Genomic DNA, 13,471 nt, shown 5'->3' on the forward strand with positions numbered 1-13,471 from the left:
GCGTGGAGCACTCGATTTTCGCGATGGAGGTGTGCGCGCGCCTGGACCCCGGGAGCGCACTGCAGCGCACGCTGCACGAGTCCATCCAGGGTCATTGCGAGACGATGAGCCTGAACCAGAAGTGGCACCAGTACCGCCGCGCGCAGGTGGCGCTGCTGTCCAACCTGCCTGTCCTCGAGAAGGGGTGCTGGGACTATTTCGACGACGACTCCCGCGCGCTCAACGACTACGGCATGTGGGCCCGCGGCATGATCACCGAGGAGGGGGCGCGCAAGGGGCCGTCGGGGACGGCGGACCCGTACCGCGGCCAGCCGCGCTACCTGACCTTCACGATGGCGTTCCTCCTGCTCCACGGCTCGCCCACCGATCGGATGATCCGCACCATCTGCGACGTCCCCAAGGACCGCCTCTGGCGTCGCGACGTGTTCGGCCACATCCTCCAGAACCTCGGGCACGTGAGCTTCGCCAGCGTCAAGTCGGACGTCATCTACCTGATCCCGCGCGACGAGGGCTGGGCGCTCACCGCCGAGGATCTGACCGATCCCAAGTTCCACTACCTGCGGAAGATCGTATAGAGCGGCGCTCGCCCGCGCCTGGCGGATAAGAAAACCGCCAAGGACGCCAAGGACGCCGAGGACGCCGAGGACGCGAGGGGGCAGAGAACAGAGGGTCTTATCCTGGCGTCTTGATTTTTATATAAATTTATACATCGCGTTGGAGCGGCGCCTCAGAACCACGTTTCCCACCGGCCGCGGTCGATCTCTGCGGCATGCACCGTCGCGGAGATGCGGTCTCGGTCGCCGCGAAACGGCTGTATCTGGTGCAGGCGATAGCTGTCGATGACGAGCGCGCCGCCGGGGCTGTAGCCGGCGATGAGGCTCCGCGTGGAGAGCGCCTCGTCGCCCGGGTCGTCCCGCCCGTCGTAGAGGACGTCCCACAGCTTGAGCCCGCCGTCCGCGTCGGGGAGATCCAGCATCACGACGACGGTGATCGCGCGGAGCCGCCGGGAAAGGTGGTAGTCGGAGAGCCCTTCCGTGTCGAAGTGGACGACGCCGCCCTCGCGCGCGACCTTCTCCCCCGCGGGGAAGATGTGCACCCCGGGCCCGCAGAAGCCGCGCCGGGGCTGCGCGAGCCCGCCCGTGAGCGCCGCGACGAGCTCGCGCATCCGGCGCTGGAGCCCGGGGAGGCGGCGCTCGACGCGGGCGTCGGAGGCGGCCGCGTCGGCGAAGTACAACCGGGAGCGCCCCTGCTCCAGGTGCGTGTAGAAGGCGCGCCCCAGCGAGAACTGCTCGCCGCCGAAGTCGGCAGTCCACTCGTCGCGGGCGGCCTCGACCCCCGCGACGAGCGCCGCGCGCTCCGCCTCGGAGAACACCCGGGGTATCTCCAGGGCGAAGTGGCGATCGAGCGCGTCGACGGGCGGATCCCCCGCGCGCGGGCAGGAGGAGGAGGACGAGGAGGCCGACGAGCCGAGATGAGGGTCGAGCCGCCGTACGGAGGCGCGGCGCGCGGTGGGCATGGCCAAACCACCGTTAGCATCGTCCGCGGCGACCAGCCAACCGGCGACCCGCCGGCCCGCCGGCCCGCCGGCCGTGACGGCGGCGGTGACGGCCGGAGAGCCCGCCGGTTTTTCCGGCGCGCGCCGCCGGATCCGGGGTACAGTGACGCGGCGGAAGCACCTTTTTGCGAGCGAGGACAGCGATGGTGTCGGGCAGGCGAGGGGAGAAGCGGCAGGAGCAGCAGGCATTTGCGCTCAAGGGCACGATGCCCGCGATGACGATGCTCTGTCTGCGGACGGCGGATGTCTCGGCCATCGAGCGTCAGCTCGAAGGCCACATCTCGCAGATGCCGCACTTCTTCCTGCACCTGCCGATCCTGCTCGATCTCGACGCCCTCGGCGACGAGCCCGTCGACCTCGGCGCGCTCGCCGGGCTGCTGCGCAAGCACAACCTCGTGCCCATCGCCGTGCGCAACCCGACGGACGCCCAGCGCGAGCGGGCCGTCGCCGCCGGCCTCGGCGTGCTGCGGACGCCGCTCACGCGCTCGCCGCGAAAGGACGCGCCGGCCGAGGGGAACACCCCCACGCCGGGGCCCGTGGCGGTAGGGCCTGCGGGGGCGGACCGCGGAGCGGCAGGGGCGGCCGCGGACCGCGGCGCGGCCGGGCCCGCCCGGCGCTCGAGGGACGCCGCGCCGGCGCCGGACGCGGCCGGCGAGCCGCCGCCCGCGGGCCTCACCGTGCGGCAGCCGGTGCGCAGCGGGCAGGTCATCTACGTCCCCCACGGCGACCTCGTGGTCCTCTCGCCGGTCAGCTCGGGCGCGGAGCTCATCGCCAACGACAACATCCACGTCTACGCGCCGCTCCGCGGCCGCGCCATGGCCGGCGCCCACAACAACGCGGACGCGAGCATCTTCTGCATGAGCCTCGAGGCGGAGTTCGTCTCGATCGCCGGCCGCTACCTCATGGCCGACGAGATCCCCGACGAGCACCGCGGCAAGCCCGCCCGCATCTCGGTGCAGAACGACGGGCTCGTGATCACGCGGCTGTAGCGCTGAGGCGCCCTCCGGCGGGGATCCCAGCGCCGACGGCGTTCCGTCGAGCCCGTCGAGCCGTTCGGGACGCCGCGGCTCGCCATCCGGGGCGATATGCCCGCCGGGGCCTCGCCGTCATGGGCTCTCGAGCCTCCTCCACGGAGGTCCACCCGGGACGAGCGCGTTCGTACTGGCAGCCTTCGCCCCAGATCCGCCGCTCACACACGGCGGCTGACGTTCGGCTCGAACGCCCTCTGCCGGACCAGAGACGGTCGACATCTCGCGTCCGGACCACCGCGGAGGCACCGGTGACAGATCTCGACAGGCGCGATGGTGCGAGGACAAACCCCGTGTTCCCGCAAGCTGGCGACGCTGGAACAAACAGTTATCGTCCAGCGCGACTACCCTGAAACAAAACCACCAGCTGAAAAAGCTCTTGCACCGGCGCAGTCGTGGAATAGCTTACCGCTCGCTGTCACGCAGAGCTCAACGGAGCGCGTGACCGCCTTCGGGCCCGCAAGAGGCAGGTGAGCTGGCGACAGACGTCCCTGAAGCTTATCGGCCGATGCGGAGCCGTGCGCCGGGAGAGCTTTCCCGGCGCGGGATCGTTCATCTGTGGTGATGATTGGAGGGGTTCCATGCAGAAGATGCTCGTTTCGTCTCTCGTCCTCGTTGCCGCGACGCTCTCCGCCAGCGCGATGGCGCTGGACATCAAGAACAACAAGTTCGATGTGAAGCTCGACGTCGGCGGCGATCTCATCGACGGAGGCACGCTGAAGTGCGATTCCTTCTGGACCGAGTACAGGGAGGATGTCACCGGTTACCCGGCCGACTTCTGTGCGTACGAGTGCACGCTCAGGTTCGATTGGGGATGGCTCGAGAGAACAAACGTCAACCTCTTGGAACTGGCGACGCGCGGCCACAAGGATTGCGACAAGAACCGCAAGGAAGGGTTCCTTACCAACGTCTTCAATGATCCTGAGAAGGACAGCAAGCTCATCGTCAAGAAGGACAAGAAGAAGGTCAAGGCGCTCGTGCTGGGCGAGAGCAGGGACAGCAACATGTACGGCACGGTCGTCTTCAAGGAGCACAGTTACTATCCCACCGGCATCGAGTTTACAGCGGTGCCGGACGGCGACGACCATTACGATGACGAGGACGAGGGCGACGACGACGTGGACGGGGAGCCGGCGGAGTCGGAAGAGGGAACCTGATCCTCGACGCATGACCCGGAGCGCCGCTGAGCGGCAGCCGGCCGGAGCTCCCGGGTGCACACGGGAGCTCCGGTGACCGACTGCAGCACGCTCCGGTCTGCAGCGGAGAGAAAGAGCCGCCGGCACTCACCGGCGGCTCTCCCATTTTGTGCCAGGCGTCTGTCGCGCGACCATGCGCTCGCCGGGGTACGCCACCTGGAGACACGACGATGCAACAGCACAGCTCACGAACACGCTCCCTCTACCGGTTCAGGCTCTTCCTGCTCGCCCTGCTCGCCCTTGCGATCGCGGCCACGGTGCTGATGCTCGCCCGCCCGAGGGCCGAAGAGAGCCCCGCCGCGAGCCGCGAGGAGGCTCCAGGCGAGACGCGGAAGGGAGCGCCCACCTACCGGAACCGGGCCGTCCTGAGGGGCCCCGCGCCGTCCGGGCCGCGCGAGCCCGAGGGCACGCGGATCGTCGGCGAGGTCTACGACACGGACGGCAACACGCTCGCGGGCGCGACCGTCATCGCAACGACGTTCGAGGTCGCCGGCAACATTCCCTCGACCGCGAGCGCCATGAAGAGCGACGAGCTAGGGCGCTTCGAGCTCAGCCTGCCGGACGGGACGTACCAGCTCAACGCCGATCTGGCCGGTTACGGCCCGACCAACGCGGTCGCGCACAGCGGCGACACGGTGAGCCTCGTCCTCTCGCGGAGCGGCGTCATCACCGGGCGCGTCGTCGACGAGCGCAAGGAGCCGGTGCGCCGCTTCACCATCGACGTCCTGTCCGCCGCTCCCGACGACGTGCCGGCGGCGCCGCCGATGTACTCGAGGACGTTCGATAGCCCCGATGGGACCTTCCGTATCGACCAGATCCCCGCCTGGAGCGTGATCCTCAAGGCAACGGCCGAGGAGCGCGCGCCGGCGTTCTCTGACGCGCTCTCCGTGGAGGCCGGCGATACGAGCTCGGTGGAGCTCGCGCTGTCCCGTGGGTGCGCCCTCTCGGGGAGGGTGGAGGACCCGCAGGGCACCCCGCTGCCGGGCGTGTTCGTCGACGCCGAGTCGCGCCTCGCCGTCGGCTCCCTGAGCGAGATGGCCATGAAGTCCTCGGCCGACGTGCAGCAAACGCAGACAGGGGACGACGGCACCTTCCGGCTCGACCATGTGCCCACGGGCGACGTCCAGGTGCGCGCCTACGACGGGAGCCACGCGGTGACCACGGTGGCCATGATCCTCTCCGACTGTGGCAGGGTGGATCCGGTCAAGGTGGTCATGTCCCCGGGCGGCAGCCTCCGCGGCGTGGCGCGCCGGGATGACGGCTCGCCGATCCCGCACGCAAAGCTCACGCTCCTCTCCCGATCCGTCGGCTTCGTGAACGTGATGGCCGATGCCGAAGGGCGCTTTCAGATCGACGACCTGCCCGCCGGGAGCGTGCGCCTCGAGCTGCGCGAGGGGAGCCGGGCGACCATGATGTCCGTGAACGTCAAGGAGGCCAAGGTGGTGAACCGCGACATCTCCCTCTTCGGCGAGGGGACCGGCGAGATCCGCGGGCGCGTCACCGCCGGCGACAAGCCCCTCGCCGGGATTCGCCTCCTGATCGCCACCAACCACGGCCGCAAGCGGGGCTTCGAGCGCCACACGCCGGTGACCGACAAGGACGGCAGCTTCCGTGTGCCCTCCCTCGCCGCGGGGGCCTACGTGGTCACCGCCCTGGCCACCGCGGTGGGCCAGGGCACCCACGTCGAGGAGGGCGGCGTCACGACCGTGAACCTCGACGTGACGCCGAGGCCCGCCTCCGAGGACACGAATTGAGCCGCCGACCCCGGCCCGGCCGGGGCCTTCACCTCGGCCGGAGCTCGGTCAGGACGAGCAGGTACTCCGGCGGGTTGTTCGGCGTCAGCTTGGCGTACGGGTTCTCCGTGGTGGGAAAGCCGGTGAACCGCTTCGTGCTGTACTCGCCCCACGACGGGTTCTTGAAGAGCGGTATCACCGGCGCGGCCTGCACGAAGATCATCTGCAGCGCGTCCAGGATGCGCTTCTGCTCGGCAGGGTCCGTCGCGGACTCGAACGCATGGAAGAGCCCGTCGGCCTCCCTGGCGCCGAAGCGGTGCCAGTTGCGCGCCGAGATCTCGCCGACCGGCTTCACGAGCTCCGCGCTCATCAGGTCGCGGTAGAAGTTGTACGGCGTCGGCTCGACCGTGGTCCACCCCATCGACATGTCGAACGTGCCCTTCTGCAGCGCCGCGAAGAACGCGCTGAAGTCGTACGTCTTCATCGTCGCGTCGATACCGATGCTCTGCAGGTTCTGCGTGATGATCTGCACCGCGCGGACCCAGTCGGACCAGCCGCTGACCACGTTGATCTCGAAGCGCAGCGGCTTGCCGTTCCTCGTTCGGATCCCGTCGGCGCCCCGCGGGTAGCCCGCCTCGTCGAGGATCTGGTTCGCCCGCTGCGGGTCGAGCTTCACCCAGTCGCCCGCCGCCACCGCCTTATCGCTCCGGAACCGCTCGTACGAGTCGTCGAGCCCCGTCGCGTCCGCGCCGTGCGTGTAGTTGTCGGCCGCGAGTTTGACGATCTGGTCCCGGTCGATGGCCATGCTGATCGCCTTGCGCACGCGCACGTCGTCGAACGGCTTCCTCGTCGAGTTCGGGTACAGCGTGGCCGTGCCGCCGACGAGCGGGAACCAGTAATGATGGTTCGCCGGATCCTTGGCGACGAAGACCCGCTCGATGTCGGGCACGAACGCGCCCGCCCAGTCGATCTCGCCGTTGACGAGCGCCAGGGTGACCTGATCGTTGCCCGGGTACGCCGGGAAGCGCAGCCCCTCGACCGCCGGCTTGCCCTCCTGCCAGTAGTGCGGGTTCTTGCCGAGCTCGTACACCTGGTTCTGGAAGACCTTCACCTCGGTGAAGGGCCCTGTCGCCACGGGGTTCTCGTTCGCGAACGTGACCGGGTCGGCGACGTCCTTCCAGATGTGCTCCGGCACGATCGGCTGGTGGCCGATGTAGCTGAGCCCAGGGACATACGGCCGCCTCAGGATGAACTCGACGGTGGTCTCGTCCTCCGCGGTCACCGCGCCGAGGAACCTCCATACACCCGCGAGATCGAGCGCCGGATGCTTCTTGATCAGCGCGAACGTGAACGAGACGTCCTTCGCCGAGAAGGGCTTTCCGTCCGACCACTTGACGCCGGTGCGGGTCGTGAACGTGAGCTTCCTGTTCCCGTCGCTCCACGCATACCTGGTCGCGAGCCACGGCGTGTAGTCGGTCCTCATCGTGTTGTAGACGAGGAGCGGCTCGTAGATGCCGGCGACCGTCGGAAAGCGCACGTTCCCCTCGGCGAGCAGAGGGTTGAAGTTGCGCACCCAGGTGGCCTGCTGCTCCCGCGCGATCGTGACCATCGTCGCGCCCTTCGCGGGCTTCGGCGTGGGCGCCGCCGGCGCCGGCGTCGCCGCCTGCTCCGGAGCGGCGGAGGTGCTCTGCGTCCCTCCCTTGGAGCGACAGCCCGCCGTGGCACCACCCGACAGGACCAGCGCCGACAGGATGAAAGCATGGCGCGGCATGGCTCGACTCATCCCAGGCATCAAGTTCTCCACGCGGGCGATCTCGGTCTCCCCGCGACGCTCCATTTCAATGACAGCACCCGATCCCGCGCCCGCTGAGGCACCAATACATCACGCTCGCCCGAGGACCCCCGGGGCAGTGCGCGACGCCCCCGTGGTCACACTCTATCGGTGCGTGTGGGCGCGTGTCAACTTACGCGCCTTGCCTGATTTCTGGATCTCCTCGCGTCCTTTCGCGAAACTGGCGGCGGCTCGGGGACCCGACCGGGCGGACAGGAGGCCCCGTACGCGTGGAGGCCCTCCCAAGGAGCGGACCGTGACCACCCCCGTCTCGCGACTCTTCGTCGACCTGAGCCACGCCGTCGAGGACGGCATGATCACGTACAAGGGCGTGCCGGCGCCCGTCCTCTGCGATTTCCTCTCGCACGAGCAGTCGCGCGGCGTCTACGCGGAAGGCGTCGAATTCCACATCGGCCGCATCGACATGGTCGCGAACACGGGCACCTACGTGGACAGCCCGTTCCATCGCTATGCAGAGGGCAAGGACCTCGCCGGCCTGCCGCTCGAATCGCTGGCCGATCTGGAGAGCGTGGTCATCGAGGCGCGCGGCCGGTCCGGGCGCGCCATCGACGCCGACGCCTTCGAGGGGCTCGATCTCGCCGGGAAGGCCGTCCTCGTGCGCACGGGGTGGAGCGCCCACTGGCGCACCGACCGCTATTTCGAGGGGCACCCGTTCCTCACGCGGGACGCGGCGCAGCTCCTCGCCGGCGCCGGCGTCGCGTTCGTGGGCGTCGACACCTACAACATCGATGACACGGCCGATCCCGCGCGGCCGGTCCACTCCGTCCTGCTCGGCGCGGACATCCCGATCTGCGAGCACATGACCGGGCTCGAAGCGCTCCCCGCCGCCGGGGCCCGCTTCTTCGCCGTTCCGGTGAAGGTCCGCGCCCTCGGCACGTTTCCGGTGCGCGCGTTCGCCATCGTGTGAATCGCACCGGCCGCGCGCGCCGTGCGGCCGACTGCGATAGACGCACGGCGCACCGCGGAAGCGGCCGTGAGCGGCTCAGTCGCCGTCGAGCGGGAAGAGCTGCAGATTCACGACGACCACGCGCTCGGGCGGCCGTGACTCGGCGATCACCGCGCGCATGTTCTGAAAATAGCTCACGTGGAGCTCGGAGAGCTTCACGAGGTCGGCCGCGGAGACGGTGAAGACGTTGAACGAGAAGCGCCCCTCGGCCTTGCGCGTGAGCCGCGAGAGCCCGACGCCGGCCCAGAAGGACTTGAGCCGGTGCTCTGCGTCCGGGTCGGGGCGCGTGTCCACCGTCCGGATCGGCGCGACGGTCCACCGCCCGCGGCTCTTCCGGATCTGGCCGGCGTCGGCGAGCCGTTCGAGGCAGCGCGCCTCGTCCTCGACGGGGAACCCGAGCCGCCGCGCGATCCAGCCCGGCTCGTGGCGCGGCAGCGCGCGGTACGACGGCATCTCCAGGGCGAGCAGCACGGCGGGGAGCAGCGGCTCCTCGTAGACGGCGCGGCGCTGGGCCTCGAGCGTGCGCCACGCCGCGCTCGCGGCCGGGAGCGCCGCCGGATCGGCGAAGAGCGCCACGAAGTCGAGCAGGCGCAGCGAGCAGGCCTCGACCATCCGCAGGAAGTCCGGGAGCCGCGGCTCGGCCTCGCCCGAGAGCCAGCGCGCGACCGCATAGCGGCTCCTGTCCGCGCGCCGCGCCACGTCGACGATGGGCGAGATCGAGCGCATCTCCGAGAGGAGCGCCGCGACGCCCTCGGCGGACGCCGGGTCGGTGTGCGCGAGCCAGGCGGGCATCGAGGGAAAGAAGCGCCCCACCGCCCCCGCGACGTCGACACCAGCGCGTCGCGCCGCGACGAGGAACGTGGCCGCGGTCGGCCAGCGCCTGCCGGACTCCCACGTGTAGACGACGTTGGTGCGGAAGCCGAGCCGGCGGCTGAAGCCGAGCTGCGAGCGCCGTCCGCGGAGCGCGCGGATCAGCTCTTTTGCGAGGGATTCATGGTCCACATATCGCAGTTTCGCACATCTGAAGGCCTGTTTGCGGTATGAAATGTGCGAAGCTGAGCTGGCGTCTCCTCGAGAGCGAACGCAAGGTAGCCCGCAGGAGGTCATGAACATGAGCGAGCGGCGTTGGCTTTCTTTGGCTTTTGCGGCGGCGACGGGCGTCGGGCTCCTCGGGTGCGTCGACGGCGCGGGCGGCGGCCCCCAGGGCGGCCAGATCGGTGGAGTCCAGGTCGAGGAGGGCGGGTGTGACGAGGAGAGGGAGGACATCGGCGCAGACGACGTCTCCCCGCTGGGCTTCTCGGCGCGAGAGGCGCTGTCTGCCATCTCCGGAGAGCGCTCCGCCCCGCTCACGTGGGCGAAGGGCGGCAGCACGACGGCGACCGTCTCCGTGGGCGAGCTCGTCGCCTCGCGCTTCGTGCGATCCACGCTGGCGGACAGCGAACCGGGCGGCGCCGAGACAACGCTCGCCGTGGACTGCTCGGATCACCTGCAGATCGATGTCCCGCTGGCCTTCTCGACCGAGGATGGCGCGTTCGACGAGTCGTTCGCGGTCACGCTCAGGATCTCGCAGATCGACGACGTCAGCTTCTATCACAAGATCGATCTCGCCGCGCTCCAGGGCTCGTACGAGGTGACCGAGGTCGATCCCGCGGAGTTCAGGAAGGTCATCGTGTACCTGAGCGGCACGCTGAGCAGCAGCGCCGTCTCCGGCATGATCAGCGGGATCGCCGAGAGCCACCCGACCGGGAGCGGACCGGACTCGTCGGTCTCGGCGCGGCCGTTCAGCGTGGCGGAGTTCTGAGCGCCGCGCCGCGCCCGGGCCCCGCGTCACGCGTCACGCGGAGCGGCGCAGCTGCTCGCGGATCTCCATCAGGATCTTTCCCAGCATGTTCCGCCCGCTCCCGTCGCCGCCGTCGGCCCAGTAGGCGTCGTTCTTCGTGTGCTCGACCAGCTCGGCGTCCCCGGTGTCGAGCAGGGCGCGCCGGAGATCCTCGTGCTGGGTGAACTTCGCCAGCACCACCTCGCGCATGATGTCGTCCTTCACCTGCTCCCAGTCGGGGCGCAGCGGGCGGCTCCGCTGGCGGCCCATGCGGGCCGCCTCGCCGGGGCCGGGGGCGTTGCGGATCACCTCCTCGTGCTCCGTGCCGGCGAACTTCTGGGCCTGGAAGTAGTGCTCGGTCGTGGGCCACACCTTGCCTTGCAGCGAGATCGGGTGGCGCGAGAAATTGGAGAAGGCCCCGTGGGCGTCGCCGGCGCGATAGAAGCGGATGACCGTCATGGCCCCAGTCTATCCCACGGCGCCCGCGACGCCGGGCGGGAACCGCGCGGGGCGGCCCCTGCCCGGCGGGCTGCGCGAGCCGCTCGCGGGGCGCGCGGTGGGGCCCCCTGCGCCTCCTCGGCGCTGCCGGGCCGGACCCAGGATCCTCGGGCTTCGAGCTGCTGACGGCGCCGCACGAGGCCTTTCGCGAGCTGCGACCCCGCTACTGAATCACGCCGATCGTGTAGAGGAAGTCGTTGTAGGCGTCGATCTTGTCCGACGGGACCACGTCGAAGCCGGTGTTGACTTTATTCTCCTCGTCCATCAGCGGCGCGAGGATCGCCTTCGTCGCGTCGAGGCCGATGGTCTTGATGCCGTAGAGGATATAAGGCACGAGGTAACCCTCGTAGTACTGCCGCTGGGTATGTGTGGCCTTGATGCGCTCCTGGCGCATGTAGTCGACGGTCTTCGGGTCAAAGTCGAACGCGACGATGGGGACATCCGGTATGCCCGCGGCGTCGGCGGCCATCACGCACCGGTACGAGATGTTGAACAGGCCGAGGAGCCCGATGACGGGCGGGTCCGCGGTCTCGATCTGGGACTTCATCCAGTCGACGTCGAAGGCCTCGTAGTCGGGGATGAAGACGGCCTGGGTCACCAGGGGCGTGTAGCCGGCGTTCGCGAACACCGCCTGGGCGGCCTGCGTTCGTTCGTATCCGTCGATCCAGTCCGCTCCGACGTTGCCGTGGATCATCACCGTGCCTGGCGGCGGGGGCAGCATCGCGAGCAGGGTGTTCCCGGCCGTGGCTCCCGCGGAGCTGTTGAGGCTCCCGACGAAGAGCGAGCGCTTCGAGGCCGCCACGTCGCTGTCGAGCGTCACCACGTGGACCCCCTCCGCGACCGCCGCATCGACGGCGGCTGCGTTGCCGTCGCTCAAGGGCGACACGGCGATCCCCTCGGCGCCGTCCGCCACCGCCTGTGCGATCTGCTGGTTCTGGAGCTCCAGCGACGCCTCGACATTGTCCGTCGAGGTAGTGAGCCCGGTCACGTTCCCCGTGACCTCGAGCTCCCCCACGGCTCGGTTCGCCCCCGTGGCCATCGGCTCGAAGAAGTCGGAGAGTCTCTTCAGCAGAACCACCATCTGCATCGGCTCGCGCGCGCCCTTGTTCATCTCGGCGACGAGGCTGTCGACGGTCGCCTCGAGCTCCACGGGAGTGAACTCGCTGGCCGGCGTCTGCGCTCGCGTGATGGGTGTGACGTCCGTGCCCTCGTCGGCGACATCGCTCGATCCGCACGCCGCCGTGGTCAGCGTCAGCCCGAAGGCTGCCATCCAGCATCGTCCAATCGTCGTCATGAGATCCCTCCTCGTCCGTGAGCACGCTCGGTCGCGGGCGGTGTCCCAGCGTGCCTGCTCGATCTTTCTTGTTACGAGGTCCGGGAACCGGCCGTCAAGGGGCATGAAAACAATCATGCGAGCAGCGAAATGAAGATCGCAGCGGGCTTCAAGTTGTTGATGTAATTCGGGCCACGATGGCGGGCATTCGTCTTCGGAAAGCGCGCTCCATGTCCATGTCCGTGGATCACGGTTGTTAGGCCGAAATGTGAGCATGGGGGCGAGAGGAGAGGGACCCCTGGGCGGCCGTACGTCTCTTACGGTCTCTCTCGCCTGCTCAGCATGGCCGTCGACGGGATGCCGGCGCAGTAGTGCTAGGGCGCGTTGACGAACGGGTCGATGAAGTCGAGGTAGAGGTCGACCCGTGTATGCCAGCCGTCGGTACAGATGCTGGGGGGGCTCGCGTTGCCGAACGACGTCACACCGACGATCGTGGGGACGCCGTTCACGTCCATCAGCGCAGGCCCGCCCGAGTCTCCCTGGCATGTGTGGTGATCCGCGTCGCCGAGACCGAGAAGAAGCGGGGTGACGGTGCTGACGATGGTGGACACGTGGAGCTTGACGCCGCTCCACCCGAAGATCTCGTGATCATCGCCGAAGCCGATCAGCCGGACCGGCTCGCCGACCCTGTCCTCAGTCATGGGCGCCCGGTTGTAGGGCAGCGGCTGGATGGCGACGGGCTCCTCGAGAATGGCCACCGCGATGTCGTGCCCCGCGTGGGTGGCTTCGTGGTCGTACTCGGGGTGGAAGTGGGTCTCTGCCACGTTCACCCAGGTCTCCTCCTCACTCCGGGAGTCGGTGCCGAAGAAGGCCCTGACGGTCGCGCCTTCCACCATGTCCGGTTGCACACAGTGGGCTGCAGTCAGAAGCACCTTCGGAGCGATGACCGAAGCGGTGCAGATGGTCGAAGAGTCCCCATGGGTGATCTGCAGCATCGCCACGGCCGGATCGCCCTCGTCGATGGTGCCCCCGATGATGCCTGCGGGCGTGGCGTCCGTCTCGGTCAGGGGTAGGTCGTCCACCTCACCCGTGCACGCTGAAAGGATTGCTGCCGCCACGAAGATGATGCCTTTTCTCATGATAAGCTCCGCTTGGTTGTTGAGCTGGGCGAGAGGGGTCCAGGAATGGACGTGAGCTGCCCCGAGAGCTCCCCGAGGGCCGGAAAATGACGCTCCTCCGGCAACCCCGGCGGCCTCGGTTCTCGAGGCTCGGCTGGATCCTGCGCCGCCGCTCGATCGTTACCTTGTGGATGCCGGCGACCCCGGTCGTCCTTCGCTCGAATCGCACAGGCGGTTATCTTTCTGCGGTGCGCATCACGACGATCCTATCGATCGGAAGCGCGGGGCGCCCTGGATGAGCACGCTGGGCGCCAGCGGGGGACCGCGCTCCGGCACGGCGAGACGCGCGGCGGATGCGCGGCGGACGCGTGCACAGAGGCCTCGCGATACCGCCGTGGACGGACGCACGCGGAGCCGGGCAATCATCGAGCAGACGAGCACCTCATGAACGGC

Annotated in this window: 12 protein-coding genes; 6 read left to right on the forward strand and 6 right to left on the reverse strand. The window is 69.0% G+C overall.

Going from position 1 to position 13,471, the window contains the following annotated elements; genetic code table 11:
- The first annotated feature begins 2 nt into the window (after positions 1 to 2).
- Positions 3 to 575 carry a hypothetical protein gene (locus WMF36_RS17800; protein WP_437492221.1) on the forward strand — a complete coding sequence of 191 codons (573 nt, stop codon included), beginning with the start codon at positions 3 to 5 and terminating at the stop codon, positions 573 to 575.
- A 152-nt stretch (positions 576 to 727) separates the two neighbouring features.
- Here the strand turns inward: WMF36_RS17800 and WMF36_RS17805 are convergent, their stop codons facing one another.
- Entirely contained in the window at positions 728 to 1,516 is a 789-nt protein-coding gene (locus WMF36_RS17805; RefSeq protein ID WP_437580803.1) for a hypothetical protein, read from the reverse strand.
- 182 nt (positions 1,517 to 1,698) lie between these two features.
- On the opposite strand from WMF36_RS17805, the gene minC reads away from it, so the two are divergent.
- The 3 genes from minC to WMF36_RS17820 all read left to right on the forward strand — a co-directional run bounded on the left by minC (position 1,699) and on the right by WMF36_RS17820 (position 5,533).
- A complete protein-coding gene (gene minC, locus WMF36_RS17810) occupies positions 1,699 to 2,544 on the forward strand; it encodes a septum site-determining protein MinC (protein ID WP_437580804.1) in 846 nt (281 codons plus the stop codon).
- 620 nt (positions 2,545 to 3,164) lie between these two features.
- Complete coding sequence (locus WMF36_RS17815; protein ID WP_437580805.1) at positions 3,165 to 3,740, forward strand: hypothetical protein; 576 nt, start codon at positions 3,165 to 3,167, stop codon at positions 3,738 to 3,740.
- A 209-nt stretch (positions 3,741 to 3,949) separates the two neighbouring features.
- Positions 3,950 to 5,533, forward strand: coding sequence for an MSCRAMM family protein (locus WMF36_RS17820; RefSeq protein ID WP_437580806.1), 1,584 nt, complete (start codon positions 3,950 to 3,952; stop codon positions 5,531 to 5,533).
- A gap of 28 nt (positions 5,534 to 5,561) precedes the next feature.
- On the opposite strand, the gene WMF36_RS17825 is transcribed toward WMF36_RS17820, so the two are convergent.
- Positions 5,562 to 7,283: an ABC transporter substrate-binding protein gene (locus tag WMF36_RS17825; RefSeq protein WP_437580807.1), complete on the reverse strand. Its 1,722-nt coding sequence runs from the start codon at positions 7,281 to 7,283 to the stop codon at positions 5,562 to 5,564.
- Positions 7,284 to 7,599: 316 nt separating this feature from the next.
- Between WMF36_RS17825 and WMF36_RS17830 the strand changes: the two genes are divergently transcribed.
- The gene (locus WMF36_RS17830; RefSeq protein WP_437580808.1) at positions 7,600 to 8,271 is read left to right on the forward strand and encodes a cyclase family protein; all 672 of its coding nucleotides are present in this window, start codon (positions 7,600 to 7,602) and stop codon (positions 8,269 to 8,271) included.
- A 75-nt stretch (positions 8,272 to 8,346) separates the two neighbouring features.
- Here WMF36_RS17830 and WMF36_RS17835 read toward each other — a convergent pair whose 3' ends face one another.
- Entirely contained in the window at positions 8,347 to 9,312 is a 966-nt protein-coding gene (locus WMF36_RS17835) for a DUF4423 domain-containing protein (RefSeq protein WP_437580809.1), read from the reverse strand.
- A 109-nt stretch (positions 9,313 to 9,421) separates the two neighbouring features.
- Here WMF36_RS17835 and WMF36_RS17840 point away from each other — a divergent pair, with 109 nt between their 5' ends.
- Positions 9,422 to 10,111 (forward strand): hypothetical protein, encoded by a 690-nt coding sequence (locus tag WMF36_RS17840; RefSeq protein WP_437580810.1) that lies wholly within the window; start codon positions 9,422 to 9,424, stop codon positions 10,109 to 10,111.
- A 33-nt stretch (positions 10,112 to 10,144) separates the two neighbouring features.
- On the opposite strand, the gene WMF36_RS17845 is transcribed toward WMF36_RS17840, so the two are convergent.
- The 3 genes from WMF36_RS17845 to WMF36_RS17855 all read right to left on the reverse strand — a co-directional run bounded on the left by WMF36_RS17845 (position 10,145) and on the right by WMF36_RS17855 (position 13,039).
- Positions 10,145 to 10,588: an NADAR family protein gene (locus WMF36_RS17845; RefSeq protein ID WP_437580811.1), complete on the reverse strand. Its 444-nt coding sequence runs from the start codon at positions 10,586 to 10,588 to the stop codon at positions 10,145 to 10,147.
- A 202-nt stretch (positions 10,589 to 10,790) separates the two neighbouring features.
- Positions 10,791 to 11,921 (reverse strand): substrate-binding domain-containing protein, encoded by a 1,131-nt coding sequence (locus tag WMF36_RS17850; protein WP_437580812.1) that lies wholly within the window; start codon positions 11,919 to 11,921, stop codon positions 10,791 to 10,793.
- A 353-nt stretch (positions 11,922 to 12,274) separates the two neighbouring features.
- Positions 12,275 to 13,039, reverse strand: a complete 765-nt coding sequence (locus WMF36_RS17855) for a S1 family peptidase (RefSeq protein ID WP_437580813.1) — start codon at positions 13,037 to 13,039, stop codon at positions 12,275 to 12,277.
- Positions 13,040 to 13,471: the final 432 nt, after the last annotated feature.

This window comes from Sorangium sp. So ce887, from assembly GCF_051521455.1.
Lineage (GTDB): Bacteria > Myxococcota_A > Polyangia > Polyangiales > Polyangiaceae > Sorangium.

Coding starts and splice junctions, on each gene's coding strand:
- WMF36_RS17805 (WP_437580803.1), bottom strand. CDS start 1,516: ATGCCCACCGCGCGCCGCGCCTCCGTACGGCGGCTCGACCCTCATCTC.
- minC (WP_437580804.1), top strand. CDS start 1,699: ATGGTGTCGGGCAGGCGAGGGGAGAAGCGGCAGGAGCAGCAGGCATTT.
- WMF36_RS17815 (WP_437580805.1), top strand. CDS start 3,165: ATGCAGAAGATGCTCGTTTCGTCTCTCGTCCTCGTTGCCGCGACGCTC.
- WMF36_RS17820 (WP_437580806.1), top strand. CDS start 3,950: ATGCAACAGCACAGCTCACGAACACGCTCCCTCTACCGGTTCAGGCTC.
- WMF36_RS17825 (WP_437580807.1), bottom strand. CDS start 7,283: ATGCCGCGCCATGCTTTCATCCTGTCGGCGCTGGTCCTGTCGGGTGGT.
- WMF36_RS17840 (WP_437580810.1), top strand. CDS start 9,422: ATGAGCGAGCGGCGTTGGCTTTCTTTGGCTTTTGCGGCGGCGACGGGC.
- WMF36_RS17845 (WP_437580811.1), bottom strand. CDS start 10,588: ATGACGGTCATCCGCTTCTATCGCGCCGGCGACGCCCACGGGGCCTTC.
- WMF36_RS17850 (WP_437580812.1), bottom strand. CDS start 11,921: ATGACGACGATTGGACGATGCTGGATGGCAGCCTTCGGGCTGACGCTG.
- WMF36_RS17855 (WP_437580813.1), bottom strand. CDS start 13,039: ATGAGAAAAGGCATCATCTTCGTGGCGGCAGCAATCCTTTCAGCGTGC.